The following is a 25,992-nucleotide window of genomic DNA, read 5'->3' as shown; positions in this document are numbered from 1 at the left end:
TACTCTTTATTTTCGAGGTTTAGAGGACCATAACTTAAGAAATTCGCAAATTATATTGCATTTCCAAGTATTTTACGAGGCTTTTCAAGCCAAACTGACTGCAAGTTCTTTTTCTGCTTGACACAAGAGAAATTCTTGCGTTCCATGGTGGCATGAAATCCGTTGCGAAAAAAAATCTCAGCTTTGCCTCCTCACCGGACAATGCAGACGGGTTGCAGTTAAAAATCACATTTGACGAAGACACAAAAACGGCCTTCGGTGATTACACCTGCCCCGAAAAATACCAGGGTTTGCCAGACCAAATCCACCCAGGGATTATTTCTACTATCCTAGATGAGATCATGGTCAAGATCAACGAAGCGATGAATTTCGAAACCACAACTGGGGAACTGACCATTCGTTTCCTACAACCTGCAAAGGTGAATGAACCCCTCCACTTACGCGGATGGTTTGTGAAAAAGAACAAAAAAATCATCGAAAACCGTGCTGAAATTGAAAATGAGATCGGCAAAATAGTGGCCCGCGGAAAAGGTAAATATATCGAAGCTGAAGACTGATTATGCCGATGTGGTGGAATTGGTAGACGCAGTGGATTCAAAATCCACCGATGGTAACATCATGCCGGTTCGATTCCGGCCATCGGTACCAAAAGTCATTTAGTTCGAAACCTCTCGCAAGCTTTTTGATAAAACCCTTCTTCAATTTTATCAATGGCTTGTAAGACGAGGGACATTTCTTCCTTTGTCATCAAATCAAAAATTTTCCTTCCCTCTTTTAAAATCGAGATCCCCAAAGAAATTCCATTTTTATCATCGACTGTATACACTGAAGACTTCGATTCCATCTTCACAAGAATATCTTCCATGATGAGAATGATCTTACGAACGAGTTCTCGATCCAAAAAAATTCCAAACAATGCTCCGACATCCTTTCGGAAAGCATCGGCTTTCGTTTGTTCTACGGTCGAAAGCAATTTTTCCATCGCATCCGCTGCATCCAAAAATGCTTTAGGATCCGTTTGTTTATCCAATGACAAAACCAGTTCCTCTTCAAAACTATGTGCTGTGACATAGGAATGGAGGGCAGAAAGTCCTGCTTTCAAAGCCATAGGAAAATGTTTTCCAAACCGAAAAATGGACATGGCCAAATTACCAAGGATCCCCCATATTTTTGTGGGGTGGTTTACAAAACCAGATAACGCATCAAAGGCGGCGTCTAGTTTGATTCTTTTTTCATAGGTTGGGTATAGATACTCCAAAAAAAAATGAAGTAATTCTTGAATCTTCTCTTCAGGAATGGAAAGAAACTCAGGGTATTGTTTTAAGTTTTCTTTTGAATAACGAAAGACGAGTGACTTTTGGTACAAACTGATAAAGGCAGGGAATAAAGGATGGTGTAATACTTTTGAGGATTCTTTTTTTGGTTTCATGGAAAGTTTCCTATAACACTTCATCGAAATAGGTTTCATACCGTTCCCAATTGACTTTTTTCCCTTTGGGATGATACGGTAAATTCAATTTTTTTTTGACATCCAGTCCAACAAACAACGAATAAATGCCAACTGCGAGAGAAATGGCAGTTTCTTTTTTATTTTGAGTGAGGTATTTGATATCTCGACTTCGATTCACATACCCAATTTCAATGAAAGCACAGAGTGCATTGGTATAGGTGGGTAAACTATATGTGGAGATGTATGGTTTTTGGATGGGACCAAGTTCCGGGTAAGGAGTATCTAACTTTTTTAGTTGGATGGGAAGTCCGTATTGGACAAAACGCATGAGTTCTTTCGTGACGTAATGATTATCCCCACCAAATCCTTCTTTTCCTCCTTCTCTCCTCCATTCTTCTTTTTTTCCCATCTCCCTTTCCCAAAACCTACCTGTTTCCAAAAATTCTTCGTGGGATTTTGCATAGGGTCCTTTTTTTCCGATGTTTTTTTCCCAATTTGGATCGTCGGCATATTTCCAACTAATCATGTTTTGGCGGTATCCTTCAAACTTAGTGAGATCCGTATCCTTCCCATTTTTTTTGGACCAATACCCATGAAAGTAAATCCAGGTATCCGCAGTTGCATTTTCCAATTTACTCCAACCCGATTGGAAGACAAGCCAGTCAGACCAGGGTCCTTTCAAAAAGGAATTGGGGGATTTTTCTTTGTTCGAAATTTTTTTCAAAAGGGAAAAGGTTTTGTAACCAGGTGTGAGAACCGCAGCCATGCCCCCTTTCTGGCCCTTACCTGCTGGATTTAGGTGGAGCGATAAAACGAGTTGAGGTTTGATTTCATTGATTTTGGAAAGACGACCTTTTTTTCTCACAGCCGTTTTTGAATCTGGATAATCATACAATCGATAGGCGGCATTTGGATCATCAGAACTCACATCATCATCAAAAGATGTTTCTCTAGTTAGGTGGCTCACTAATTTCACTCGTGTGAAATCATTTTTTTTGGAAAAAAGTTTGAGATAACCTTCGAATTCTTTCCATCCTGTTTCGGTTTCTGTTAACTTTAAGATCTTATGGACTTCTTTTGCAAGATCAAGTACCACCTTTCGTTCCGTATAACTCCCGTGTTCAGTTCCTTGTTTGTAGGTTTCCAAGAAAGTTTGTGTGACGCTGTCGTACTTATCTCCATGAAGGGATTTGGGATCTTTTGCCACTCCCCCATGGCCTGGATCGATCACGATGCGGTATGTTGGTTCTGAAGATAACGAAACGATAAACGAAAAAAATATAAAAACAGAAAGGAAAAAATCTTTGGAAGAAAGGTTGGGAACTGATAACATCCTTTTGCCATCCTCCGCTCTCATACGAGCGGAGAAAAGAAAAGTTTCGAAAAGTTATTTTGTGTTTTGGCTAGTGCCAGCGATTTGATTTTTGTTATCCACCAAATCTTTTGCGTATTTATCCGTGATCGTTTTTTTATCGGCTTCCTGTTCTTTGAAATCAGTGAGGATTTTGATTCCATAATCTTTTGCGATGCGGTAATGGACAATGGCATCATAAAAACGATCATCTCTTGTCATGTCAGTGGCAAGACCCAATTGTCCATAAGCAATGCGTAATTTTTGTTGTGCTTCTGCAATCTCACGGTAAGGCACAACTGGTTTTGCACCTTCCGTCGATGTATCGACAAGTTGCGCTTGTTCTTGCCCAGTGATCGTATCCGCACATTCAGCAAGTAAGTTTTGTGTTTTGGAATCGTAACTTTTTGCAAATTTACCAAGGAGAGTCGTGATGTCTTTTTCAAGTGCGACCATTGCTTTCCCGGAAGCAATGTAGGCCCGACGGTAGTAGTAACGAAGGACAATTTGGTAATCTTTTTTGATTTTTTCCAAAGCGGACTTTGAATCAGGGACATCCTCTCCGAAATTTGCTGTCACAATGGTTAAAAGTTTAATGGAATTGATGACACGGTCTTTGTTGTTTTCGGAAATATTTTTGTATTGTTTGCGTTCTAAATTGGTACCTTGGTCCAATTTGTCTAATTCTTCAAAGGACTCCTTTCCTTTTTCAGGAGCACCTGATTCTTGTGCCGTGATCGATAGACAGAACATACAAATGGAAAGAATCAAAAGACTTTTTTTTAACACGAAACGTTTCTCCTTAAACCAAGGAGCAGAATACAACAAAAGAACTAGGTTTGACTACTATTTTTTCTACTTCCGAAAAAAGAGTAATCCATCGCCCACAGGAAATAAGGTATACTCCAAAACTTGGGATTTCACCTCATTCCAAAGTTCCATGACCGCCATATCGGAAGGTTTTTTCGGATCAGGATGTAAAACTCGGCCATGCCAAAGGACATTATCAAATACAAAACATGCCCCCTTCTTGGCTTTTGGCCAAAGGGTACGAAAGATAGATGGGTAGGTAATTTTATCACAATCCACAAAAAAGAAATCAACCTCTCTCCACAAATTCTCATCTTTTAGATATTCCAAAACGGAGTCCGTTACCCGAGTAACATCCATTTGGTCCTCGAGTCCCATTTTATTTGCATACTCGTCCAATAACTTCGCCTGCTCTTCGTGCCGGTCAACAGTGATGATCTTGGAAGAACGTGAACCTTGCACCATCCAAAGTGTGGAATAGCCGATCCCTGTCCCTAATTCTAAAATGGATGTCGGAACCAAAAAGGATACCAAGTGGGATAAAACAGCCCCAGTGGCCGCTGTCACAATCGGAATATTTTTCTCTTTGGCATATCCTTCCATTTCAGAAAAAACTGAATTCGGTTTGTAAACAAGTTCCGAATCGATGAATGTCTCAAGCCCATCGATATAAATGCTAGGCCGTGGTTTCATGTTTTTGGTGGTAAAAATAAAGAGATTCTATCTTTTAAAACAGAAGGGACTTTTTTTCGAAGTAAATCGTTTAACTCTCGATAGCTGTAGCGTTTCGATGGATGGATGAGGACAATGGCTTCGTTTTCGAAGGAAGAAGCATGTTCGATAATTTCATCAAAATGGGTATGGCCCCATTCCCTTGCGCGGCTCACATCCCGTTTCTCACAATAATATGTACATTCCATAAACAGAATTTTACTCTTTCTGACATCTTCATTTTCCAGAATGTATTCAATTTTGGAATCACCTGAAAAGGAAACAAAGGGAGCTGCAACTTCTTCAGTTGGATCCAAACCATTTTCTTTTGATTTACGAATTTCATCAGAACTCATGGAAGAAAATTCTTTCTTTAACTTCCGTTTGGTTTCATAAACCGTATACCCTTGCGAAGGTACCCGGTGAAAACTTGGTAAAGGTTTAAAAAAATACCCTGGTTTGAGTTCGACTCGTTCCCCATATTCGAGTCCAATCAGATCACAGTCATAATCAAAGTCTTCAATTTCAGAATAAAGTTTTAAGATTTGAGAGAGTTTTGGTTCGAGTGCCTTTGGCACATAAATTTTTGGTTTGGGAAGTTTTCGTAAACTCCGTTGAGACACATAATATGGAATCCCACATGAATGGTCTAGGTGTGCATGAGAAAGAAGGATTTTTCCAATGTGAATTTTATCAGGATTGATGAATCCAAAATCAAACATAAAATCAAGGGAAGGGCAGATGATGGATGTACGAATCCCCCCTTCTGATATCCCTTCAAATTTGGTTCCTTTGTATTCGAAACTTGCTGTTAACATCAATCTTCCGGTTGCAGGAGTTTCACAGAACCTTTCCAAAAACTTTCTAATGATTTTGGACCAACGATGGTTGTGATCATTTTATCCGATTGAAAATAGAGTTTTCCGACTCGTTGCAAATCGGCCAATGTCACCTTTTCAATTTCACGGCGAAAATTTTGTAAATAACCTTCAGGCATTTTGTGATCACGCCTTCTCACTTCACTGGCAAGTGTCCGTTTATCATCTTCAAACTGGAATACAAAGGTATTGATGATGGCAGTTTTGGCTCGGACCAACTCTTCCTCCGTTAAGGAATTGATGAGTTTGGGTTGGATGAGTTCCTTCATCAAATCCAAAACTTCTTTAGCCGACTCCGTTTTGGTCATGGCGTAAAATTGGACGGTGCCATAAGTTTCCTGAAATTCAGTGAAACTTCCCGCTGTATAGGCTAAACCTCGATTGTTTCGAATTTCTCTCATATAATATGAGTTAAATCCTCCACCACCGATGATATAATTCAAAACTTGGATGGCATAAAAATCCGGATGATTGTGTTCCGGCAACACACCAGAAAGGGAGATATAAGATTGTGTGACATCTTTGGTCACAAGTCGGATCCATTTGTTTTCTTTCGAAACATTGGCACTCAATAAGGATGGTGTGATTATTTCTGCTTCGAAGGATTCGTTTTTGGTTAGTGTTGGAAAAAAGGTTTCCCAAGCTTTGAGATCAAAATCCCCTGTGATGAGTAGACGCCGTTTGGATGCAGAAAGAATTTCTTTTTGGAATCTGAGAAGGTCTTCTTTTTGAATGACATCCAAATTTGATTTTTTCATGGATGTGCCGGCAATGGTACCTTGGAACATGGCTTCTTTGATTTTCCTTTTGGCAAGGGAAGTTACATTATCACTACGACGATTGATCTCTTCAGCGAGTTTTCCCCTGGTTATGGAGATGAGACCTTCATCTAAGTTGGGAGCTTCAAAAAATGATTGGATGATAGGCAAAACAACGGATTCCGTTTTTTTTAAGTATGCGATCGTAAAAACTGTTTTTTCATAATCAACAGAAACTGAAAACGAAGCACCGTAAAATTCCAAGGTTTCCAAAAACTTTTCCTTCGGATAGGAAGTGGATCCAGAAAGTTCCCAACTATCTTCAAGCAAACGACCAATTTCTGTTGGGCGTTTTCCCAAATTCTTTTTACCATGATAAATGAGAATATCTGCATAAACAATAGGGAACTCTGCATTTTTTAAAGAGAATATTTCCACCCCACTCGCATTTGTCATCGAAGTGATACTCGGCACTTCAAATTCCAATGGTTTGAATTGGATGTCTTTTACGAATTCACCCATCTCACGAGCAAACATCGGACTTACACAAAGTAACAGTAATAATAGAATCCGTTTCATGTTTATTTTTTCCTTCCGTCTTCGAGGACACCGACTATCACCAAATCTTTCGTGAGGTATTTTGGAATTAATGCCTGAATATCACTACTTGAGGTATTCATAATCGTTTGGTATTGTTGGAAAAGCCCTGCCCAATCTCCGTATAACAATTGATAGTAACTGAGTAAATCAGCAATGGCTCCATTTTGATCCAAAGTTTTCATAAAATCAGAAACCATTTGATTTTTGATTTTTTCCAATTCTTCATTAGGTATCCCTTGTTCTTTGATGCGATTGAGCTCTTCCCAAATGATGGCTTCAATTTTTTTAGGATCCACACCTTCGTTGGGACTAATAAAAAATACAAATGCATTTTTGTATCGTTCCCCAGGATAACCATTGGCAGCCCCAATGTTTAAAACCAATTTTTCTTCCAAAACCAAACGTTTATAAAGCCTAGAACCTGTTCCTGAAGTTAGAATGCTAGACAATACATCAAAACTAGAATTATCTTTGTGTGGGTAGGGAGGTTTGATCCATCCCATCATCATTTGACTTGCGGATGGATGGAGGACTTTGAAACGTTTTTCACCAGGAAATGATTTTTCTTCAATTTTATAGGATGGTCTCGGCTTTCCAGGTTTTAAATCAGAAAAATACTTACGAACGATACTCTCTGTTTCTACCATATCAAATTGCCCAACAATGGAAATTACCATACGATTGGGTGTATAATGTTTTTCAAAAAATGCCTTTGTTTCTTCAATTTTCAAATACGGAATTTCTGCCGAATAACCGATGATAGGTTTTCTATATGGGTGGCTTTCAAAGGCTAAGGAAAAAAACTTTTCGCGTAACACTGCCCCACCTACGTCATCGGTTCTCATCCTTCGTTCTTCGATGACCACATCTCGTTCGGTGTAATACTCACGTAAAATGGGATGTTTCAAACGATCTGATTCAATTTTTGCCCAGATTTCCATTCGGTTATTAGGAAGTTGGATTTGGTAATTGGTGACATCTTGGGATGTATAGGCATTAAATCCCATTTCACCATTTTGTTCATAAATATAAGAATCTTCGTTTTTTACAATGAACTCATCTTGTAATTGGATTAAATTCAATAACCTACGGTTTAAGGTTTCAATCTTTTCCTCTAAGGTTTTCGGAACGTTCTCCCCTCGAGTGATCAAATCCCTACGTTGTAATTTCAAATCATCAAGTTCCGTTCCCCAAACTTCGATTTGTTTTTGGTATTTTTCTTCTTTTTTGTAATCTAAAGTTCCCACTGATTGGGTTCCTTTAAATAACATATGCTCTAAGAGGTGGGCCGTGCCTGCTTCTTCGGGAGTTTCATCCACAGCACCCACCAAAAATTTGATATAGAGTGCGACTGTGGGTGAGGTACCCCGTTTCATCATCACAACTTTCAGACCATTTTCCAATTGGATGGTTTTGATTTTTTCGCGAAATTGGGACTCAGAGGTCCCAAAAAAAGCATCTTCTGAAAATAGTGGTAAAAATTGTAGGAAGAAACAAAGGAAAAAGATTCGTAATTTCGACATCATCTACTAGTCTTGAAGTTGGAAATGGTTCGTAAACTTCTAATTTTAACTCTCTTTTCTTCCTGCCGCTTCTTCACCATTGCAGACCCAAATTATGTGGAACGCGCCTTACAAAACGAAACAGACGAAGGATTCATTTCCAGAGAGTTCTTCCAAATCAAAGTCGAAATCCCCGTCACCTATCGTGAGATTTCTGGACGAGAAAGAAGGGAAGATTGTAAAAAAAGAGCTTTTGTGGAAAGGGAAATGTTTGCCCTTCCCCACCTCCTCAAGATCCAAAGACAAAAGCACAGGTTTGGTGAAGGGATCGATTCCTATTCACTTTCCCTAGAAGGCAAAGACAGACAAACAAGGCTTGTCAACAATGCTCCTCAGTTTCCTGCAACGACAGGTATGGGAACAACCACAACACAAAGCACATCCTCACAATCTCCACTTGGAATGAGCACAAATCAAACAACGAATGACCCTAATGCCTTGCCCAAGCCAAAACAGAACCTAGACGAAGTTAGGGGGAATCCCCAAAAAGAGAAGGGTCATGAAAATCTCCACAATTTTGCTTGGTTTTTTGAAGGTTTGGTTTTGTACAAAGAAGATTACTCTGATCCAACAAAATGTGCTTTCCTATTTCGGAATATCCAACCTAAATTAATGGAACGTGTGGAAAAAACACCAATTTCGGAGCCTAGGAAACCATAGATGACAAAACACCTAACCATTGCAATCTTATCACTCTCACTTTCGCTTCTTGTATTCCAATGTAAATCTAAGGAAACAAAAGAAACCAAAGAGGTGAAAGAAACGATCGAAACCAAACCAGAAGAAACAGAACTTGTGATTGAATTCACAAAGGCCAAAGAAGGATTCATTTCGGAAAGTTTATTCCAAGTTGCCGTGTCGAGTGTGTTACCTACGGAAAAGGAAAGGGAAGAAGAAGCAAAGTCCATTGCAGAACAAAAATCCCTCAATCTATTGAAAACATATACAATCCCTAATTTATCTGATAAAGGGAAAAAAGAACTGAGAGAGATTTCAAAAGAAGGAAAAATTCTGAACAAAAACGTTTCTGTTGGTGGACGGTATTTTTTTCTCTACCAAATCCAAAGACCCAACTTGAAACGCCTTGTGACAAAAGACCTAGAGTAGTTTCTTAAATCGTAAACGTTTTGGTGACTTTTGCTGGAATACAAATATTCTTTAGGAAGTTACAGTAAAATAGTTTTCCTTCCATTTGTAATTTACCCTTCCCTTCCACTTGAAAGGTTAAGGGTTTTACATATTCAAAGTATTCTGGTTTTTTGGGGTGCGTAGGACCCGTTAGTTTCAATTCCGCACTTGTCACCTTCAGTCCCTCTGAGCCAGACAAAAAAATCCGATGTGGTGCCTCTATTTGGAATCCAAAGTCTTTTGGTAAATACAATTCCATTTCATACTTTCCCGCACCTTTCTCTTTGATGTTCACTTCAATCGGATGAGTGGGAAACGATTCTTCGGCTTGGATTTCCTTCGATTCATTACAACTGAAAAACCCAAAACCAAGCACGGCAGAAAAAAGAAATAAAATGAAAAATAGTCTCATATGGTTTAGACTTAGTTTACCTTTCGAAGAACCACACATCGATTCGAATTTGTCCCTTTTTCATTATTGGAAACCTGCCAACAATTAGAAAGTTTCGTGAAACTTTGGGTATGGACATAGGTTTTATTCCATACGAGACCAGTTCCTTCTGCCATACGAACCACGTCTTCATCCAAATACAGGATGGAATTTCCTTTTTTCACTTCCCCCACTTCCATTACCATGTACGCACCTTTTTTTAAAACACGCGCGGATTCCTTCAGAGTGGATCGAATGAATTCATTCCAATCATTGATGTTACTAAAGATACTGAGTTTACGGTCTTTGGATTTTTGAATGTCCAAAAACCAATGGCGAAGCCAATTATCACCTTCGTAATCCACCTTATCCAAAAATGGAGGAGATGTCACAATGAGATCCACAGACTCCGAATCTACGTTTGGAACGGAATTAGCAGAATTCAAAGAATAAATATTGTTCTTAGAAAATTCATGGTAGAACGGTGGGATGGGCAAAGCCAAATCACGTTTCATCTTTTGGAAGATTCGAGGTTTGATTGGCCGATACTCAGGCGTTATCCCTTTTTTGGCATTATTCTTAGCCTGTGCTTCCGATGGGATAGAAACTTGAGGAAAGGTATAAACAGAAAAAAATCCAGTGCTATGGCCATGTAACCTAGACAAGGCGATAAGGGAAATGAATTTCATCTCCACAGAATCATCCATAACCATATATTTTTTTAGATTTTTTATCTCCTTCAAAGTCCTTGGATGGAAAAAAGGATATAAGTATATATCAAAAGGGTCCTCTTCCACTTCCTTATCCAAATCAAGTGAATTTAATTTTTTCTCTAAATCAACGAGTTTGGGAACATATTGCCTCGCACTCGCCAAAAAAATAGATAGAGGATGGATGTCATTGTGAATCGCTGCATGACCTTCAATATTTGCTTGGATCGCAGTTGTACCACGGCCACCAAACGGATCATATACGACACGATTTTTCTTTTTTAAAAATTCCTTCATAAAAAAAGAAGGAAGTTCTGGTTTGAATGATGCTCTATAACTAACGGTATGATGGATTGGGTGGCCTTGTCTTTGTTTCGCCGTCCAAAATTCTCCAAATACGATCTTATCCGAATCCTTAAGTAATCTGCCTGCTCCTGCCATCCTTTGCAAAAGCCTCCTCTTTCTTTCTTAAAAGATCGGAGGAAAGGTGATTCTTACATTGGATTTTTATTAAAATCTATGGGACATAGTTTTTCCAATTCGGGAAGTAAAGATCCATTTCATCAAATGACTTTGAATGGATGTGAACCATTTGGTTTTCAATCCCCCGATCATCCAAATAACGAATGCTATATGCATGTAACAACTGTCTTTCAAATCCCAACTCTTCTTTTAAAGAGTCTGTCATACCAAAATTCACAAAATCTAAAAAAATCGATTCACGAAGTCCATACATTTTATCTCCAATAATTGGGAATCCCAAATATAACAAACTAGCACGTATTTGGTGAATCCTTCCCGTGATTGGTTTCACAAGCACTAGGCTGATTTTTTTGTCTTCATTGTAAAGAATAGGGACAAAATGAGTGGCGCAAGATTTAGAATCTGGAAATTCAACTGGAGAAAAAATCATTTTTTTTCTGATCACAGAATGGATGTCTCTACCGATAAATCCATCTAACTTTTGTTCTTTTGTGAATTTTCCTAAAACGATGGCAAAGTATTCTTTGTAAACTACCCTCGTTTCAAATTTTTTTTGCAGCCATTTCCGACTCTCTTCTGATTTGGCAAAGATCACGATACCTGAAGTTTCGCGGTCGAGCCTGTGGACTGGAATGATTTTCGGATATTTGGTTTCCAAAAAACTAAGAAGGGTTTTGGTTCTGTATCTCCCCGCTGGGTGCATGGGGAGGTTTCCCGGTTTCTCAACAAAAAGAAAATCTTCTGTTTCCTTTAAAATGGAATAGTTTGTATCCACTTCTGGTTCTTTGATCCTACCAGGAATGGGGTTGTATTCGATAACTTCGCCATCAAGTAAGGGTTTGTGCATCGAGGCCAAATTCCCTGAGACAGTGATTCGTCCTTCTTCGACGAGAAAGGTCCATTCCTCGAGACTATGGTAAGGAAATTTTCCTGTAAGATATTCAATCACCGTTTTTCCCACAAAGGGGGGGCGAATGACAGACTGATAACCAACCATTTACTTTGGTTCTTCGGGAGAATCCGTAAACTCTTCGTCCATTTGATTGGCAAATGGATCTTCGGTGGAACTTTCTTCTGCCGGTCCTTCGGAAAAATTTTCTTCTTCGATTGACGAAGATTCTTCACTATCTTGGTCTTCCTCGTTTGTCTCTGGAATTGGAGTTTCATCTTCAGAAGAAGTGGACGTGACTGCTTCGGGAGTTTCTTCTTCTTTGCCTACATTTAAAAAATCTTCCAAAATTTCTGTGTCTTTTTCTGTTAGGTTGTAGAATTGGCAACCCACTCGAAAGTTCGTTTCTTGGTTTCGAATGTTTTTGATGATCCCACGGATGGTGACTTTTTTCCCTGCTTCCAAATTGAGATCAAAAAGGATGGTTCCATTGAGTGTGACAGAACGTGAAAAGGACCGAGATGGTGCATGGATGAAACTAATCCCGCCCATACTTAGGTCCATTACTTGGCAGACGTCGCGCGACTCTTGGAACACTCCCGTATTGATGATATCTCGACTCACTGCTGAAGCAAAGGTTTGGATTTGTTTGTACACTTCAAAATCAAGTGGCTTTTCGGCTAACACTTGTACATACCCAAGGTGAACATAACCTTTATATTTGATGGGAACACAAATTTCGGAAATGTAGTTGTCCGGGATTTTAGAATTGTCGAAAATTCGAAGGTATTCATCAAACGGGAAAAATTCAGGGGAAGCCGTGGCCTTTTCTTTACGATCCACAATAAAGATATCTTTATCATAATGGTGCATGAGTCGCAGGCGGTTGTCCATCCTACCTGCAAAAAAGATAGAAGATAATGGGAAGGCCTTTGCGAGTTTGGCACGATATGCAAGTAGAATCGCGTCCACTTTTTTATCATCAAAGCCAATGGCCTTCGATACATCATTGACGTTGATGATATTGTTCACCACCATCCCAGTTTGGATTTGACTTGCTTCTACCCGAGCTCCTTGTCTGGAAGCAGCAGCGATCTGAATCTTAACAGGAGTTAGAATCTCAACCCCGTTCCCATCTCCACCAGCCAGGTTGAAGTGAGCAAAGAATTTGCTTCCATTATGAACAACGGTAAGCACACGATCCCGGTTAGGGAATTTTAATTTGGTGCTGATGATGAGGGCTTTGTTTTTGAGTGCAATGATTTTGACAGGGAATTCTTTCTCTGAGTTGACGATGTATGCCGGTAATTTTCCAAATAAGGCGGTAATTACCTTCAAAATACCTTCAGGGTCTTTGATTTCTTTGTCCATACTCAACCGTGTTGTTTATGAAGTAACATGGAACGCTTGATGTCTACCAAAGTTTTCGCACCTGTCACACTCATAGACTGTTTTAGTTCTTCCGAATATTTTTGTAAAAGAAATCGAATCCCGGCATCTTCACCTCCCACGAGCGAAATCGCAACGGGCCTTCCCACAAGCACTGCATCTGCTCCGAGGGCAATCATCTTAAATACATCCATACCGGATCGAACTCCCCCATCCACAAGGATTGGGATTTTCCCTTTTACCACTTCGGCAATCTTTGGTAGCACCCTTGCCGTCCCTGGCATCCCATCAAGGACCCGACCTCCATGGTTTGACACCACGATGGCGGAAAATCCACCATCCACTGCCAGTTTTGCATCTTCTGGGTTCATAATGCCTTTTAAGATGAAAGGGAGTTTTGTTTTTCCTTTTAGTTTGATGAGAGCATCCAGTGGACGTGTCACGCTGGAAAGATTCTTTTGCACCATGGTTCTAAAATTAACAGCATCGATGTCCATTCCGATGGCGAACACTCCGTCCGCTTCCGCTTGTAAAAATCGATCTAGAAGCAGTGACTCATCTAACCTTGGTTTACAAATGAGAATCCCTTTTCCATTTACTTTTTTTAAGGCATCGAGCATGATTTTGTATTTTTCAGGTGAGGCACCATCACCAAGCCAAGCTAGACTTCCATTTTGAGAAAAAGAACGAACTACTGTAAGGGCATAATCAGCATCTGTCATGACAAAGTTCATATTGGTGCCAACACCTGTCATGGGGGCCGCCATGATCGGCGTTTTTAAATCATAACCTAAAAATTGAGATTGGATATTGGGTGACACGTGATCACGGATGTAACCTGGCAAAATTTTATACTCTGCGAGAGCTTCATGGTTGTCTTGGAAAGTTTCCATAAGGCCCACTCCACCCATACCAGGAATCCCTGAGGCACAATTTTTCCCATCACAGACCTTACAAACCCAACAGATATCTTTTCCAAAACGAATCCTTGCTTGGTCAGCAATTTCTTTTTCAGTAATGGAAAATTGTTCATCCACTTCAAATCGAATGGTTTGTTTGACTTTTGCAAACACTTGTTCGGCTTCTTTTAAACTGTCTGAGACGATGATGACGTGACCCGACTTATCAATGTTATTTGTCGGTTCCTTGATAATGTCCCCTGGTTTGGATTGAAGGAATACTTCCGCAACACCATCAATTTTTTTGATTTCTTCGACACCACTAATGCAGATGAGTTTTCCTGGTTTGGATAATAACGATCGTTCAATGGAAACTCGATGGAATACGGGTTCTAAATTGTCTGGAGTTTCCCCAAGGGAAATGAGGAGTGCGGCACGATTGAGATTCACACCGGTTGATAAGGGATAGGTGAAAGCCGACATAAAACCACCTGAAAGTCTAGCGGCAATTTCACCAATTTTCACTCCGTCTTTTGTGACTTTGATATCTCCTTTTCCCGCACCCAAATGAATGCCAAGGGCTCTCATGCCTCCTGCCATCACACGTTCCACTTCATCCAAAACATCTTTCGGTAAACTAGAGGGCATATTATGCCCAACTTCAATGAAGTATGGTTCCCTTTCGATGATCCTGTCAGCAATCCCTGTCATGCGGATTTGGCCTTGGAAAGCAAGGGCATCCACGGATAGTTCTGGTCCTTCCATATATTCTTCTAATATCAATTCACCCGTAGGACAGAATCGTTTGGCATGGCGAAAAGCAACTTGTAAGTCGTCACGGTTTGTGACCTTGATCACACCGCGAGCCCCCATATTGTCGGCCGGTTTCATCACAAGTGGGAAAGTTAACTCATCTAACGCATCTTTTGCATCTTGCATGGACCAAACAGGTGCAAAACGAGGGATGGGAAGGCCAAATTCTTTTAGGCGTTTTCGCATCTTCACTTTATTGGAAGCCGCTTCTGCATCCACAAACCGAATCCCTGGGAGCTGTAATGCCGAAGCAACAGCCGCCACTGTCATACTGGCGTCAGTCCCTGCGGTGATCACTCCATGGATCGTTGTCTTCTGTGAAAACTTTTTTGCCTCACGCACCATACCTTCCACGTCTTTTGTGGACATGAGGATGGTTTCATCGGCAATTTGGAAGCCAATGGAAGTGGGATTCATATCAGCAACCACGGTATGCAGTCGCATGGTTTTTGCTGTTTGGATGATGGGAACTTGTAACAACCCTCCGCCGATGATGAGGATTGTTTTTCCTTCAACTGATTTCAAATGGGAACACTCTCCCTTTGAACTTCCACGTTTGATTTGATTTTACGAGTGATGGAACCTTTTTGGATGATTCCACCCGCGAAGAGATAATCTCCGTTTGTCGGATAAAAGGTTGCCGATTGACCTGGTGTTACACTCTTAACATCTTCTAAAAAGTTAACCTTCCAAGTTTCACCAAGAGATGTCACCTTACAATGCACAGGTGCGCTTCGGTATCGGATTTGGACTTTCATCTCCATGGATTGGCCAAGTGCCAATGGTGCCAAGGCTTGGTAAGTGATTTCTTCTAAAACAAATGACTCTGATACCGTTTCTTCTTCTTCGCCAAGTACAACCGTTCCATCATCTTCAATGGAGAGCACATACAATGGATTTTTCCAAGCAATGCCGAGACCTTTTCTTTGTCCGATGGTAAATCCTTCTTTTCCTTGGTGTTTGCCAATGATTTGGCCGGAAGCTAACTTAAAAAATCCTGGTGTGAACTCCATCCCCTTTTTTTTAAGAAACGACCTATAATCATTTTCAGGGATGAAACAAATCTCTTGCGATTCTGGTTTTTCTGCGACAGGAAGTCCCATTCGTTTGGCAATTTCTCTCACTTCAGACTTGTCCATTTCTCCTAAAGGGAAAACTGTATTTTTGATATTGTCTTGGCTGAGACCGTACAAATAGTACGTTTGGTTTTTTTTCATATCAACAGCATTCCGAATGGCATAACGACCATCCACTTCGATGACCCTTGCATAATGACCTGTGGCAATTTTATCAATGCCTAATTTTTTTGCCTGTTCGAAGAGTGCACCAAACTTAACGAAGGTGTTACACTCCACGCAAGGGTTCGGCGTCCTTCCGTCTTTATAATCACTGATAAAACGATCAATCACTCTCTCCCCAAACACCTTTTCCATTTTGATCACATAAAAAGGAATGTTAAGCGAGAGTCCTACATCACGGGCATCACGTATGTCTTCTGGAGAACAACAGGATTTTTTTGTGGTATCACAGGCGGGAGCTTCGTATTCCCAAGTCCTAAGGTTCACACCAATGACATCGTAACCCGCTTCCATGAGAAGTCCCGCAGCCACCGCACTGTCCACTCCACCACTCATCGCCACTATGATTTTTTCTTTTTCTTTCACCTTAGTTCTCTTGGTGGATGATGCCGATCCGTTTCCGGGAAAAATCCCAAAACAGTGGACGAGTCCTTAACACATCAAGTCCGATCACCCAAACCTCTTCCTTATCCTTGTCCCCCGATAAAAGGAAATTCTCAAGTGAAATTCCTGTTAGAAACTGAACCTGTGGGTATTCTTCCCGAAATCCCGATTGGGAGATGAGTGTGAGTGGTTCCTTCGATTGCCAATGGTTTAGGGTGAGGATGGTATTTCCTGGACGAAACACTCTTTTTTCCCCAAGAAAGGTCTCCCCTTCTCCTTTGGGTAAAATGGATAAGGAAGCGCCTGTGTCCAAATGCGCGTAGGATACAAAGGATTTTGGGTATTCAAAAAGGACAAAGCTGTGGTCTCCTTTTTGTTTTGTGGTTAAAAATTTCAACTGGGTGCCAAGGTAGGCATCTGGGTGGACACAAAAGGGAGAATCACCGATAAACCAATAGATTGTGTTTTGGTCATACAATAGGCAAGTGCCGCGAAAGCTGTCGAGCCCCATGAGGCCTTGGATGCCTTCAGGTAAAATTCCCTCTCCCCTTCGGATTTGGAGTTTTCTCTCACCAATCTGGAATTCCTTGGAATACAAACGATCCTTCCCTTCATAAAAACTGATCTCAGAACCCGTATCCCATAAAAAGGAAACCGATTCCTCTCCCGAACGGAATCCAAGTAACATAAGCGAAATCCCTGTATCGAAGACTTGAATTTTCGTATGGGGGGGAAGTGATCTTTGGATCAAATGGGAAACAGGAAAGGAGGAATGGTTTGTGGGGGAAGAAGGAGAAAGTGGTGATTGGTTTCGTGTTGGGTTTGGAACACACATCCCAACACTGAGGCAGAGGAAAACTAAACCAATTTTTTGATACAACGAGAATGTGGGCATCTGGAATAATCTACCGTACAATCTCTGTATTCAATCCCAGTGTTCGCATCTTTTGTTTTGTATTCAATGAAACAAGAGTAAGGTTGGAAATTAAAGGAAGAAAGTCCAAGGGCTCTGTTTCGAATCGATTCATAGACATCAGAGGGAACCGATGGCGAAAGGTCTTTGAGTAGGTATGCAGGTTCTGCCATACTCTACCCATCGGCAATTTTCCTAATCTTTATAACAAATTGTGCGGTTTCGGCCGGAATGTTTCGCCTGGTAAAGGGCTTTGTCCGCGCGTTCGATGAGATCTTTGTTGTTTCTGTCCGTTGGTCGAAAACTGGAAACTCCCACGGAAAGTGTCACTTTTAAATCAGAATCATCATTCGGATTTTTGACTACCATCTCTTCCACAGCCTTACGGATCTCTTCCCCTTTGGCAATGGCTTCTTCTTCGGAAGCGCCTGGCATCACAAGGCAAAACTCTTCTCCACCGTAGCGAGCGGGGATATGGTGCCGTTGTGCTTTTTGGATGAGTTGTTTTGCGACTTCAATGAGGACGACGTCCCCCGCTTGGTGTCCATAGGTATCATTGAAGGTTTTGAATTTGTCCACATCAGTGAAGAGTAATGATAGTTTTGTTCCTTTTTTTCGGCAACGTTCCATCTCCTCTTTCAATTTGGTTTGGAAGTAATGATGGATCTTGAGCCCCGTCATCATATCCACCGTGGCAAGTTCATACAACCTTGCATTGTCCACAGCAATCCCTGCCAGGTTTGCAAGAGTGGTCATAAATTCTTTTTCATCTTCCAAAAATTCTTCGGAAGTCATTTTGTCCCCAAGGACAAGTAACCCATTCACCTTCCCCTTTGCATTCAGGGGCACAAGGATCTCGGCTCCCATTTTGCGAAGGTATACTATATCTGGGATTTGGTTCAAAACTTCCATCTGCAGGATTTGGTCCATGGTGATGGCCTTTGGTTTTTCCTCAAAATAATGGATGAGAGGGCTATCAATTTTGATTTCGTAATTTTGTTCTTCAGGGCTTAGCTCAAATCCTTTGATGGACTGGGGTTCCAATTTAAAAAGCCCCAAGTCAATTTCTGGTTCCAGGTACATTGCCGCATGAAGGGTCTGCAACTGCGCCAAACAGATATTAAGGATTGCATCGATTAAATACTTATAGTCTAACGTGGAATTTAATGCACGGGAGATTTCCAGTAGTTGTTTTTGGTCGTAGATTTTTTTTTCGTAATGCTCAAAAACGATATCAGTGTTTTCTTTAAAAGACAAAACGCACCGCCAGAATTCTATATAAGATAGGAATCATTCGCTCTATTTGACACCTGTAAAGTAAGATTTTGATGGAAATCGATAAATTTCAGATGAGTGCGAGATTCGAAAGTTTCTTCTTTCATTGTGTTGACAATAAACCAATCTTAAAAACAATGGTCTTATACCGCGCGGTGGAGCAGCTGGTAGCTCGTTGGGCTCATAACCCAAAGGCCACAGGTTCGAATCCTGTCCGCGCAACCGTTATCATCCCTTTCCCAATTCCTTACTTCTCTCGGTTGCCCGCTTCACGGCATCCCGCACCGCGGTGGAAAACCCACCACGTTCCAAAGCATCAAGTCCGTGGATGGTTGTCCCACCTGGAGACGTCACCCAATTTCGCACTTCCATTGGATGGATGGCGTGGTCTTTTGTTCTCAATTCCCTGAAATACACAAGAGTTCCTTCGATGGTCTCAAGAGAGAGAGCCAAAGATTCCTCATAACCGAGTCCCTCTTGTAACCCAGCTTCCGCCATTGCTTGTAAAAACGTGAGTACATAAGCAGGGCCAGAACCCGATAACCCAGTGACCGCATCCATTAAAGATTCCTTGGAAATCCTTACACATTCCCCCATTCCATAAAACAGACGTTCGACGTGAGAGACAGCTTCATCGTTACAATAATACCCCATGGCCCCACGTTTGGAAACCAAAGGAAGGTTTGGCATGACCCGAACACAAGTGGAAGCTTTGGGAGAAAAGGAAAGTAATTGTTCATAAGTAATCCCCGCCGCAATCGAAACAAAGATCGATGGTTTTTTGAATTCAGAGAGTACTGGTCCTACCAGGTTTGGTTTTACGGCGATGACAAAAAGACCCGCTTCCTCTTCCAATCGTTCCAAGGTGGATACAAGAGTCACTCCTTCCACCGGTGATACTTTCAGGTTTGGATCAAAGGCAAACACTTTTGTTCCTTGGTTTACCAGCGCCTTTGCCACAGCACCTCCCATTTTCCCAAGTCCTACCATTCCCACTGTTTTAAACGGAGTGTGTGCCATAATCCCTATCTCCAAAAATTTTTGATCCGATCCGAACAAAGTTGGATCCAAGTTCTGCTGCTAATTGATAATCTCCGCTCATTCCCATAGAAAGTTTTAAATTGGGAAAATGTGTATCACGAAAAGAAGTTAATTTAGAAAATACTTCCTTTGTTTGGAGAAGGTCTCCCGAAGATGGTCCCATTCCCATAAACCCTTCCCAAATACAAAATTCATTTTGGTAAAGAGATAATTCCTCTTTTTTTTCCAATAGGGTCTCCAAACTGAATCCATGTTTGGTGCTTTCGGCCGTCAGGTTTGTTTGTAAAAAATACCGGATTGTTTTTTTTTCTTTTTCGGCACGTTTTTGTAATTCGGTGAGACTTGAAAACGTTCCCACACCATGAGTGTAAGAAAAGATACCAAATAACTTTCGTAAGGTTCCGGATTGTACAGGTCCAATGTGATGTAAATTCACTGTATTTACAGATTCAGGAAACTCTTCTCTTAATTTTGTAAATTTTTCAATGGCTTCTGGAAGATAGTTTTCACCGAATTCACGGATGCCTTGCATGTATGCATCTCTTACCACTTGGTATGGTTTTGTTTTGGAGACTGCAATGAGTGTTGGTGGTATCCCTTTCGAGAGGGAATTCAGTTCGTTTTGGAGGGATTGGTATACAGAAATGTAATCTGACACGATTACTTTGCTAAAACTTTTTCTAAACTATCAATGCGTCGTTCGATTTCCAAAAATCGTTTTTCATTCCGATCATTTTGTGAGTTTAGTTTTTGTTCTACTTCATTCATACGAACTTCTAAATGGGAATTGGATCCGTTTTGTTTCTGTGTCGATTTCTGACGCATACTTGTATCTTTGGAATCCGCTTTCGTTTTAGATTTGGAGCTGAAAGAAGTTTTCACATTTTGATAGTTTGATTTTGAGCTCACCGCTGACGATTTTTTTTGTACTATTCGTTTTTTGGTTTTGGAAAGAGGTTTTGTTGTTTCGACAATGGATTCCACTTTCTCTTTGGGAATCGATTCCGTTTTTGTCTCCGTTTGTTTTTTCATGCTCTCTTTGGATGTCGATGGAGAGGTAGAATTCAGTTTTTCTTTTGGTAAAAATTGTTCTTCTACTTGGTCAAGTTTTTCCTTTAGGCGAGACCCACTGTCTTTTGTTTCCTTTGCCTTCGTAGAAGAAGCAACAGAGACAGACCTTGGTCTTTCCGCATCTGGCTCCATATCGTCCAAACTGGGGAGTTCTGGTAATTTCGTCCGATCATCAACGGAGTCACGTCCCGCCATAGTTTCTACATTTTCCTTCGGAGGGGGAATCGTCTCGGGGGATTTGGCGATTTCTCGGTCAAACACCTCCACATCTTTGTTTTTTCCGATGGTTTGGAGCTTTTGGTAAATTTCGTTTCTATAGATAAATGCGAAAATGAACGATGAAAGAAGTAGGACCACTAGAATGGCAGTTGTGAGTATTTTCAAATTGTCGCGGCGGCCCATGACGTGCGGATTCCTTTCCTTTGATACGGATAGAGTACACGTTTTTGCGCTTTCGCAAAGTGAGAAATCATATTGAACCTAAAAAAAATCACAATCTGCCTCGGTTTCATCCTGAGTTTTTCCAGTCTTTTGTCTCTTCCGAGACCCCATAACCCAGACGAATTGGGCAGTGTTCAAATTTTACGTTCCGCTCTTGCCATGGACAACCACTACCTCCTCTACTTAGTGGAAGATTTTGAAGGGGAAAGGCCATGGGATTTTTATCGTGTGGATTCCTTTTTGGCCCAAACCCAATTTGCCGCCTCCATCGCAAAATCAGAAGCCTTCCAAGAAGAAACAAAACTGATCCGAGAGTCAGGTTATCCGAACCTAGAAAACCAAACCAGTTTCCTTCTGCAAAGTTATGTGGAAAATCCAAGACTTGACCATTGGGAAATCCGACCCAAAGAACCCATCCTGCTCCCACTCGGAATGCCCATCCAAGGAATCCTTTGGGTGTATTCCGAAGGCCATCATATCAATTTGAGTATGGGCCTTTCCCAAAAAAAATCCAAAGACTTATATTTTGATTTGGGGACATTGAATTTTGTGGGATGGCGCAGGTTGGAATTTAGAATCAATTTACCGAGAGAAAACACAAGGCTCATCCAATCCATGTCCTTTCCGATTTCCTTCGCATCGTTTCGTCTAAAAAGTCTCGCCTCTCAAAAAAAAGGTGAGTTTCATTTGTACTTTGATAATTTATGTTTTGTGATTGATAAACGTACTTTCAGTTACCCTGGTTCAGAAGTGAATGACACTTGGGGTAACAAACGCTAAATGGTATATTTTTTTTATAACCTACTCATCTGTACGATATGGATTTTCCTCAAACTTGTTTCCCTCTTTTCGAAACAAATACGTCAAGAACTCCATAAACGGAAACAATCTTACAAACAAATATTTTTGAAATCCCCAAATGGAAAATCTGTCATCTGGTTCCATTCTGCAAGTGTAGGAGAACTCGACCAAGCAAAGGCTCTCCAAGAAACAGTGCGAAGGCATAGACCCGATCTCTTCATCATCCAATCGGTATTTTCATCCTCAGTGAAAGAAGGGGCATTCTCTGATCCCTTAGCTGATCTTTATTTTTACTTACCCTTTGATCTTCCTTTTGCCTATGAGAAACTCTTTCGGTTTTTTAAACCAAAGTTTTTATTCATCATGGCTTGGGACACCTGGCCCAATCTGCTAAAAAATGCATCCAAGTTTGGAACCAAATCCTACCTTTGTTGTGCCAGTTTGTCCTCTGCGTCTACCCGTAAAAATCTACTGGTACGACTTCTCACAAAATCTTCCTTCCAGTACCTTTCAGGAATTTATCCAAGCCATCCATTGATGGCCAAAGAATTTGAAGGGTTTGTTTCGGAGGGAACCGATTTTCTTGTACTCGGAGACACAAGGTTTGAATCGGTATGGAACAAATTGGAAACCAAATCCCCGAATCCAAAGTTTACTGAATTTGTTTTGCACCAAAAAAAATTTTTGGCAAAACATCGACCTGTGATCCTTGGATCCACCTACCCCATTTGCGAATCTTATTTTTTAAGCTATTTAGAATCAAATCAGGATGAATGTTCCTATTGGATCTTTCCGCACAAATGGGAGAAGGAAAGGATGTTGGATATGAAATCCAAACTTGAGACTTTCGGTTCTGCCGCCGTTTTTTCCGAGTTAAAGGAAGGTGATCCACTTCCTAAATTTTTACTCTTTGATGTTTTGGGAATCCTTGCCTTTGCTTACCAGTATGGAAGTTTTGCTTATGTAGGTGGGGCTTTCCATCACCGTATCCACAATACCATCGAACCGGCTGCCCTAGGCCTTGCCATCATCACGGGACCAAAGATCCAAAACGCCCCCGAAGCGATCGTTATGCAAGGATTAGGTGGTCTTTTTAAAACAGAAAATGAAGCTCATTTTGTCACTCGCTTCCAATCTCTCGTCAAAAACAAAGAACTACGGGAAAAGATGGGAAATACGAATCGAAACTTTGTTGTAGAAAATAGAGGTGCATCGGAAAAGATTTATAACCGAGTTTTTCCGTATGACAAAATATAAAATTGCCGCCGTTTCTTTAAATACCACTCCTCTTGATTTTTTAGGCAATTTTGAAACCATTCAATCTGCGATCCTTTCCAAGGAAACAAGGGATGCCGATCTCATCCTTTTTCCCGAACTTTGTATTTCTGGTTATGGATGTGAGGATGCATTTTTCAGGCCAAGTCTCTGGGAAAAAGGAAAAGAAGTTTTGGACAAAATCAAAACCATTTCCCCAAACCAAGTTGTGATTGTGGGTCTTCCCATCTTTATTGATTCCTTTCTCTACAATTGTATGGCTGTCCTTTTGCATGGAAAGATCCAAGCCATTGTTCCTAAACTCAATTTGGCAAATACGGGCGTACACTATGAACGAAGATGGTTCCATTCTCCCAAAACGTTTCTCAACCAATCCGTAACCATTGGTGGAATGGAAATACCATTTGGTCATTTTCTTTTTTCATGGAAGGATTTACATTTTGCCATTGAGATCTGTGAGGACAGTTGGTCCTCTTTCAAACCTTCTCAAGTTTACAATCTTGCGGGTGCCGATGTTTTACTCTCTCCAGGTGCCTCTCATTTTGCGATGGGCAAACAAAACATCCGAAGGCAAATCTTTACGGAAACCAGTCGGAGCCAAAACAATTTACAAGTATTCACAAACCTTTGTGGGAATGAATCAGGAAGGATCATCTTTGAAGGTGGTGCCTTCTTTGCTTCCTGTGGCAGACTCGTAAAGGAAGGGCCAAGGTTACATTTCACTCCCTTTGCCATCACTTCCCACTCCTTCCATCTCGATGAAATCCGATCTGCAAAAGCTCGTCATTTCCGAGAACCACTCCCTGAGCCAAAAACAACCCTCATTCCCAAAATCAATCTTTCGCCACTTAATCCTGAAGAGGCGAAAACCAGTCCATTTTTGGTTTTAGACAAACGGGATGAATCCATCTCCCCAAACGCAGATCCTACGGAAAACTTAAGTCCCTTTGAAGAATTCACAAAAGCCGTAAGCCTTGGTCTCTTTGATTACTTGAGAAAGTCCAAAACCAAAGGGTATACACTTTCACTCTCTGGGGGAGCAGACAGTGCTACCTGTGCCATCCTTGTCTCCACATTCGTGACAATCGCCAAAAAAGAAAACGGGGACGATCATCTCACCAAACTAGGTTGGAATGAAAAAAACCTTCTTGTCACACTGTACCAAAAAACATCCAACAATTCTCCCATCACGGAAGAAATTGCAAAAACCTTAAGTGAAGAATTGGATTGTGAATTCCATTCCATCTCCATTGATGAAATGGTTTCGTCTTCGGTTTCCCTCATTGAATCGGTGAAGGGAACTAAACTCAATTGGAAAGAACACGACCTTGCCTTACAAAACATCCAAGCCCGGGTTCGCTCTCCCCTCATTTGGTTACTTGCCAATCTGAATGGTCACCTTTTATTATCCACAGGGAATCGTAGTGAGGCCGCTGTGGGATACACCACAATGGATGGAGATTCCTCAGGTTCCATTGCGCCACTCGCTGGTGTGAGTAAAGAATTTTTATTAGAATGGTTAGATGACATCCAAAAGGGAAACAATCGTTATATTTCACCCAAACAATCCATTCAAATGTTACGGAATACAAAACCAACCGCAGAACTAAAACCCCTCACCGAACACCAGGAAGATGAGAAGGATCTAATGCCTTATCCCATTCTCAATTCCATTGAACGGAAACTTGTCTACCTAACAATGAATGAGTCGGAAGTATTAGAAGAACTCAAAAAAGAATACCCTTGGGAGTCCAAGGAACAACTGTTTGGTTATTTGCAAAAATTTAAAACACTATTTAGAATCTCACAATGGAAACGAGAGAGGCTTCCTCCCTCGTTCCATTTGGACGAATACGGACTCGATCCAAAATCGAGTTACCGTTTTCCCATCCTTTCCAACGAAACCTAAGGAGGTGGTTGGAGTCCTGCCTTTGTAAAGGCATTGGCAGCTTCCTTTTCGATTTGTTCGTTTTGGAATTGGATGTTCTTTAAGATTTCCTGGAATTTTTTATCCATCTCAGGATCATCCCCGCCTTGGGATTCAATGAGGTAATTGATGATCTCAAGCCTGTCCTTTCCTTGTTTTCGCACATGACCATAATATGTTGTAAGGTCCGTTGCGTTTGGACTTCCACCAAATACGGAGTTTGTGGCCCGTGTGAGCTTTTGGTTGAACTCAGATTGTTTCTTTTTATCCTCGGCCGTCATCCGTTTGGGGATGAGATCATTGTCTGGAAATTGTTCCCGCAAATCCTCAAAGGCTTGCATGGCCTCAGGTGGGTATGGTTTCCCTGTTTGTGGGTTGATGGGGATTTCGCCCGATTCGCCAGAAGCAATATTCGGATCGTCTTCATATTTCATCCCCCCCGCATTGTAATAGTCCGAATCAAAGATGGAACCTGCATCTTCCCCACGCACACCAAGTCGATTGGTGCCTTTCGGGTTACTTGGCCCTCCCCCTAAAAAAGAAAGTGCAACGGCCCCTTTTTCTTTTTTACGACGGGCTTCGTCTTCGTCGTCCCCTCCGAGCATAAGCAAGATGAGAAAAAAAAGACCAATTAGCGAAATGGAGACAAAGAGTAATTTTTTTTGGATTCCCATAGATTGAATTCCTGAAAACTTGGAAGGGAAA

The 25,992-nt window shown here is 41.0% G+C and carries 26 protein-coding genes and 2 tRNA genes; 8 read left to right on the top strand and 20 right to left on the bottom strand.

The window, feature by feature from the left end; genetic code table 11:
- Nucleotides 1–152: 152 nt before the first annotated feature.
- The gene (locus LEPBI_RS06650) at nucleotides 153–557 is read left to right on the top strand and encodes a PaaI family thioesterase (RefSeq protein ID WP_002973585.1); all 405 of its coding nucleotides are present in this window, start codon (nucleotides 153–155) and stop codon (nucleotides 555–557) included.
- A gap of 4 nt (nucleotides 558–561) precedes the next feature.
- Nucleotides 562–648 (top strand) — tRNA-Leu (locus tag LEPBI_RS06645).
- A 4-nt stretch (nucleotides 649–652) separates the two neighbouring features.
- Here the strand turns inward: LEPBI_RS06645 and LEPBI_RS06640 are convergent.
- The 7 genes from LEPBI_RS06640 to LEPBI_RS06610 form a co-directional block, all read right to left on the bottom strand.
- Nucleotides 653–1,429 carry a hypothetical protein gene (locus tag LEPBI_RS06640; protein ID WP_012388345.1) on the bottom strand — a complete coding sequence of 259 codons (777 nt, stop codon included), beginning with the start codon at nucleotides 1,427–1,429 and terminating at the stop codon, nucleotides 653–655.
- A 10-nt stretch (nucleotides 1,430–1,439) separates the two neighbouring features.
- Nucleotides 1,440–2,783, bottom strand: a complete 1,344-nt coding sequence (locus LEPBI_RS06635) for an N-acetylmuramoyl-L-alanine amidase CwlD (RefSeq protein ID WP_012476233.1) — start codon at nucleotides 2,781–2,783, stop codon at nucleotides 1,440–1,442.
- A gap of 54 nt (nucleotides 2,784–2,837) precedes the next feature.
- Nucleotides 2,838–3,590: a hypothetical protein gene (locus tag LEPBI_RS06630; protein ID WP_012476232.1), complete on the bottom strand. Its 753-nt coding sequence runs from the start codon at nucleotides 3,588–3,590 to the stop codon at nucleotides 2,838–2,840.
- A 66-nt stretch (nucleotides 3,591–3,656) separates the two neighbouring features.
- Nucleotides 3,657–4,304, bottom strand: coding sequence for an O-methyltransferase (locus LEPBI_RS06625; protein ID WP_012388342.1), 648 nt, complete (start codon nucleotides 4,302–4,304; stop codon nucleotides 3,657–3,659).
- Entirely contained in the window at nucleotides 4,301–5,140 is an 840-nt protein-coding gene (locus LEPBI_RS06620; protein WP_012388341.1) for an MBL fold metallo-hydrolase, read from the bottom strand. The genes LEPBI_RS06625 and LEPBI_RS06620 overlap by 4 nt, the downstream gene beginning before the upstream one ends.
- On the bottom strand, nucleotides 5,140–6,537 hold the full coding sequence (locus LEPBI_RS06615) for a M16 family metallopeptidase (RefSeq protein ID WP_012388340.1): 1,398 nt from the start codon (nucleotides 6,535–6,537) through the stop codon (nucleotides 5,140–5,142). The genes LEPBI_RS06620 and LEPBI_RS06615 overlap by 1 nt, the downstream gene beginning before the upstream one ends.
- A 2-nt stretch (nucleotides 6,538–6,539) precedes the next feature.
- Nucleotides 6,540–8,084 carry a M16 family metallopeptidase gene (locus LEPBI_RS06610; RefSeq protein WP_012388339.1) on the bottom strand — a complete coding sequence of 515 codons (1,545 nt, stop codon included), beginning with the start codon at nucleotides 8,082–8,084 and terminating at the stop codon, nucleotides 6,540–6,542.
- Nucleotides 8,085–8,105: 21 nt separating this feature from the next.
- On the opposite strand from LEPBI_RS06610, the gene LEPBI_RS06605 reads away from it, so the two are divergent.
- Together LEPBI_RS06605 and LEPBI_RS06600 are read left to right on the top strand one after the other, a co-directional pair.
- Complete coding sequence (locus tag LEPBI_RS06605; protein ID WP_012476231.1) at nucleotides 8,106–8,780, top strand: hypothetical protein; 675 nt, start codon at nucleotides 8,106–8,108, stop codon at nucleotides 8,778–8,780.
- Nucleotides 8,781–9,227, top strand: coding sequence for a lipoprotein (locus LEPBI_RS06600; RefSeq protein ID WP_012388337.1), 447 nt, complete (start codon nucleotides 8,781–8,783; stop codon nucleotides 9,225–9,227).
- A 4-nt stretch (nucleotides 9,228–9,231) separates the two neighbouring features.
- Here LEPBI_RS06600 and mpl17 read toward each other — a convergent pair whose 3' ends face one another.
- The 9 genes from mpl17 to LEPBI_RS06555 all read right to left on the bottom strand — a co-directional run bounded on the left by mpl17 (nucleotide 9,232) and on the right by LEPBI_RS06555 (nucleotide 18,713).
- Nucleotides 9,232–9,660, bottom strand: coding sequence for a cell surface protein MPL17 (mpl17, locus tag LEPBI_RS06595; RefSeq protein WP_012388336.1), 429 nt, complete (start codon nucleotides 9,658–9,660; stop codon nucleotides 9,232–9,234).
- An 11-nt stretch (nucleotides 9,661–9,671) separates the two neighbouring features.
- Nucleotides 9,672–10,829: a DNA methyltransferase gene (locus LEPBI_RS06590; RefSeq protein WP_012388335.1), complete on the bottom strand. Its 1,158-nt coding sequence runs from the start codon at nucleotides 10,827–10,829 to the stop codon at nucleotides 9,672–9,674.
- Nucleotides 10,830–10,905: 76 nt separating this feature from the next.
- On the bottom strand, nucleotides 10,906–11,868 hold the full coding sequence (locus LEPBI_RS06585) for an RluA family pseudouridine synthase (protein ID WP_012388334.1): 963 nt from the start codon (nucleotides 11,866–11,868) through the stop codon (nucleotides 10,906–10,908).
- Nucleotides 11,869–13,131, bottom strand: coding sequence for a PilZ domain-containing protein (locus tag LEPBI_RS06580; protein WP_012476230.1), 1,263 nt, complete (start codon nucleotides 13,129–13,131; stop codon nucleotides 11,869–11,871). It lies immediately after the preceding gene.
- 2 nt (nucleotides 13,132–13,133) lie between these two features.
- Nucleotides 13,134–15,386 carry an alpha-hydroxy-acid oxidizing protein gene (locus LEPBI_RS06575; protein ID WP_012388332.1) on the bottom strand — a complete coding sequence of 751 codons (2,253 nt, stop codon included), beginning with the start codon at nucleotides 15,384–15,386 and terminating at the stop codon, nucleotides 13,134–13,136.
- A complete protein-coding gene (gene mnmA, locus LEPBI_RS06570; protein ID WP_012388331.1) occupies nucleotides 15,383–16,525 on the bottom strand; it encodes a tRNA 2-thiouridine(34) synthase MnmA in 1,143 nt (380 codons plus the stop codon). Before mnmA ends, LEPBI_RS06575 begins: the two co-directional genes overlap by 4 nt.
- A 1-nt stretch (nucleotide 16,526) precedes the next feature.
- The gene (locus tag LEPBI_RS06565) at nucleotides 16,527–17,438 is read right to left on the bottom strand and encodes a hypothetical protein (RefSeq protein ID WP_041769750.1); all 912 of its coding nucleotides are present in this window, start codon (nucleotides 17,436–17,438) and stop codon (nucleotides 16,527–16,529) included.
- Complete coding sequence (locus LEPBI_RS06560) at nucleotides 17,402–17,629, bottom strand: hypothetical protein (protein ID WP_012388329.1); 228 nt, start codon at nucleotides 17,627–17,629, stop codon at nucleotides 17,402–17,404. Before LEPBI_RS06560 ends, LEPBI_RS06565 begins: the two co-directional genes overlap by 37 nt.
- Nucleotides 17,630–17,651: 22 nt before the next feature.
- Complete coding sequence (locus LEPBI_RS06555; RefSeq protein WP_012388328.1) at nucleotides 17,652–18,713, bottom strand: sensor domain-containing diguanylate cyclase; 1,062 nt, start codon at nucleotides 18,711–18,713, stop codon at nucleotides 17,652–17,654.
- A 167-nt stretch (nucleotides 18,714–18,880) separates the two neighbouring features.
- Between LEPBI_RS06555 and LEPBI_RS06550 the strand changes: the two genes are divergently transcribed.
- Nucleotides 18,881–18,953, top strand: a tRNA-Met gene (locus LEPBI_RS06550).
- 6 nt (nucleotides 18,954–18,959) lie between these two features.
- Here the strand turns inward: LEPBI_RS06550 and proC are convergent.
- From proC to LEPBI_RS06535, 3 genes are read right to left on the bottom strand one after another with little or no spacing between them, the layout of a single operon-like run.
- A complete protein-coding gene (gene proC, locus LEPBI_RS06545) occupies nucleotides 18,960–19,751 on the bottom strand; it encodes a pyrroline-5-carboxylate reductase (protein WP_012476228.1) in 792 nt (263 codons plus the stop codon).
- Nucleotides 19,732–20,430 (bottom strand): YggS family pyridoxal phosphate-dependent enzyme, encoded by a 699-nt coding sequence (locus tag LEPBI_RS06540; protein WP_012388326.1) that lies wholly within the window; start codon nucleotides 20,428–20,430, stop codon nucleotides 19,732–19,734. Before LEPBI_RS06540 ends, proC begins: the two co-directional genes overlap by 20 nt.
- A gap of 2 nt (nucleotides 20,431–20,432) precedes the next feature.
- Nucleotides 20,433–21,245 (bottom strand): hypothetical protein, encoded by an 813-nt coding sequence (locus LEPBI_RS06535; RefSeq protein ID WP_012388325.1) that lies wholly within the window; start codon nucleotides 21,243–21,245, stop codon nucleotides 20,433–20,435.
- 69 nt (nucleotides 21,246–21,314) lie between these two features.
- On the opposite strand from LEPBI_RS06535, the gene LEPBI_RS06530 reads away from it, so the two are divergent.
- Genes LEPBI_RS06530 through nadE form a run of 3 tightly spaced genes read left to right on the top strand, consistent with a single transcriptional unit; the run spans nucleotide 21,315 to nucleotide 25,269 of the window.
- Nucleotides 21,315–22,064, top strand: coding sequence for a flagellar filament outer layer protein FlaA (locus tag LEPBI_RS06530; RefSeq protein ID WP_187148085.1), 750 nt, complete (start codon nucleotides 21,315–21,317; stop codon nucleotides 22,062–22,064).
- Complete coding sequence (locus tag LEPBI_RS06525; RefSeq protein WP_012388323.1) at nucleotides 22,065–23,342, top strand: 3-deoxy-D-manno-octulosonic acid transferase; 1,278 nt, start codon at nucleotides 22,065–22,067, stop codon at nucleotides 23,340–23,342.
- Nucleotides 23,329–25,269 (top strand): NAD(+) synthase, encoded by a 1,941-nt coding sequence (gene nadE / locus LEPBI_RS06520; protein WP_012388322.1) that lies wholly within the window; start codon nucleotides 23,329–23,331, stop codon nucleotides 25,267–25,269. The genes LEPBI_RS06525 and nadE overlap by 14 nt, the downstream gene beginning before the upstream one ends.
- On the opposite strand, the gene LEPBI_RS06515 is transcribed toward nadE, so the two are convergent.
- Nucleotides 25,266–25,961, bottom strand: a complete 696-nt coding sequence (locus LEPBI_RS06515; protein ID WP_012388321.1) for an LIC_20245 family lipoprotein — start codon at nucleotides 25,959–25,961, stop codon at nucleotides 25,266–25,268. The genes nadE and LEPBI_RS06515 overlap by 4 nt on opposite strands.
- Nucleotides 25,962–25,992: the final 31 nt, after the last annotated feature.

This window comes from Leptospira biflexa serovar Patoc strain 'Patoc 1 (Paris)' (assembly GCF_000017685.1).
GTDB classification, from domain to species: Bacteria; Spirochaetota; Leptospiria; order Leptospirales; family Leptospiraceae; genus Leptospira_A; species Leptospira_A biflexa.
This window is presented reverse-complemented; position numbering and strand designations above follow the sequence as displayed.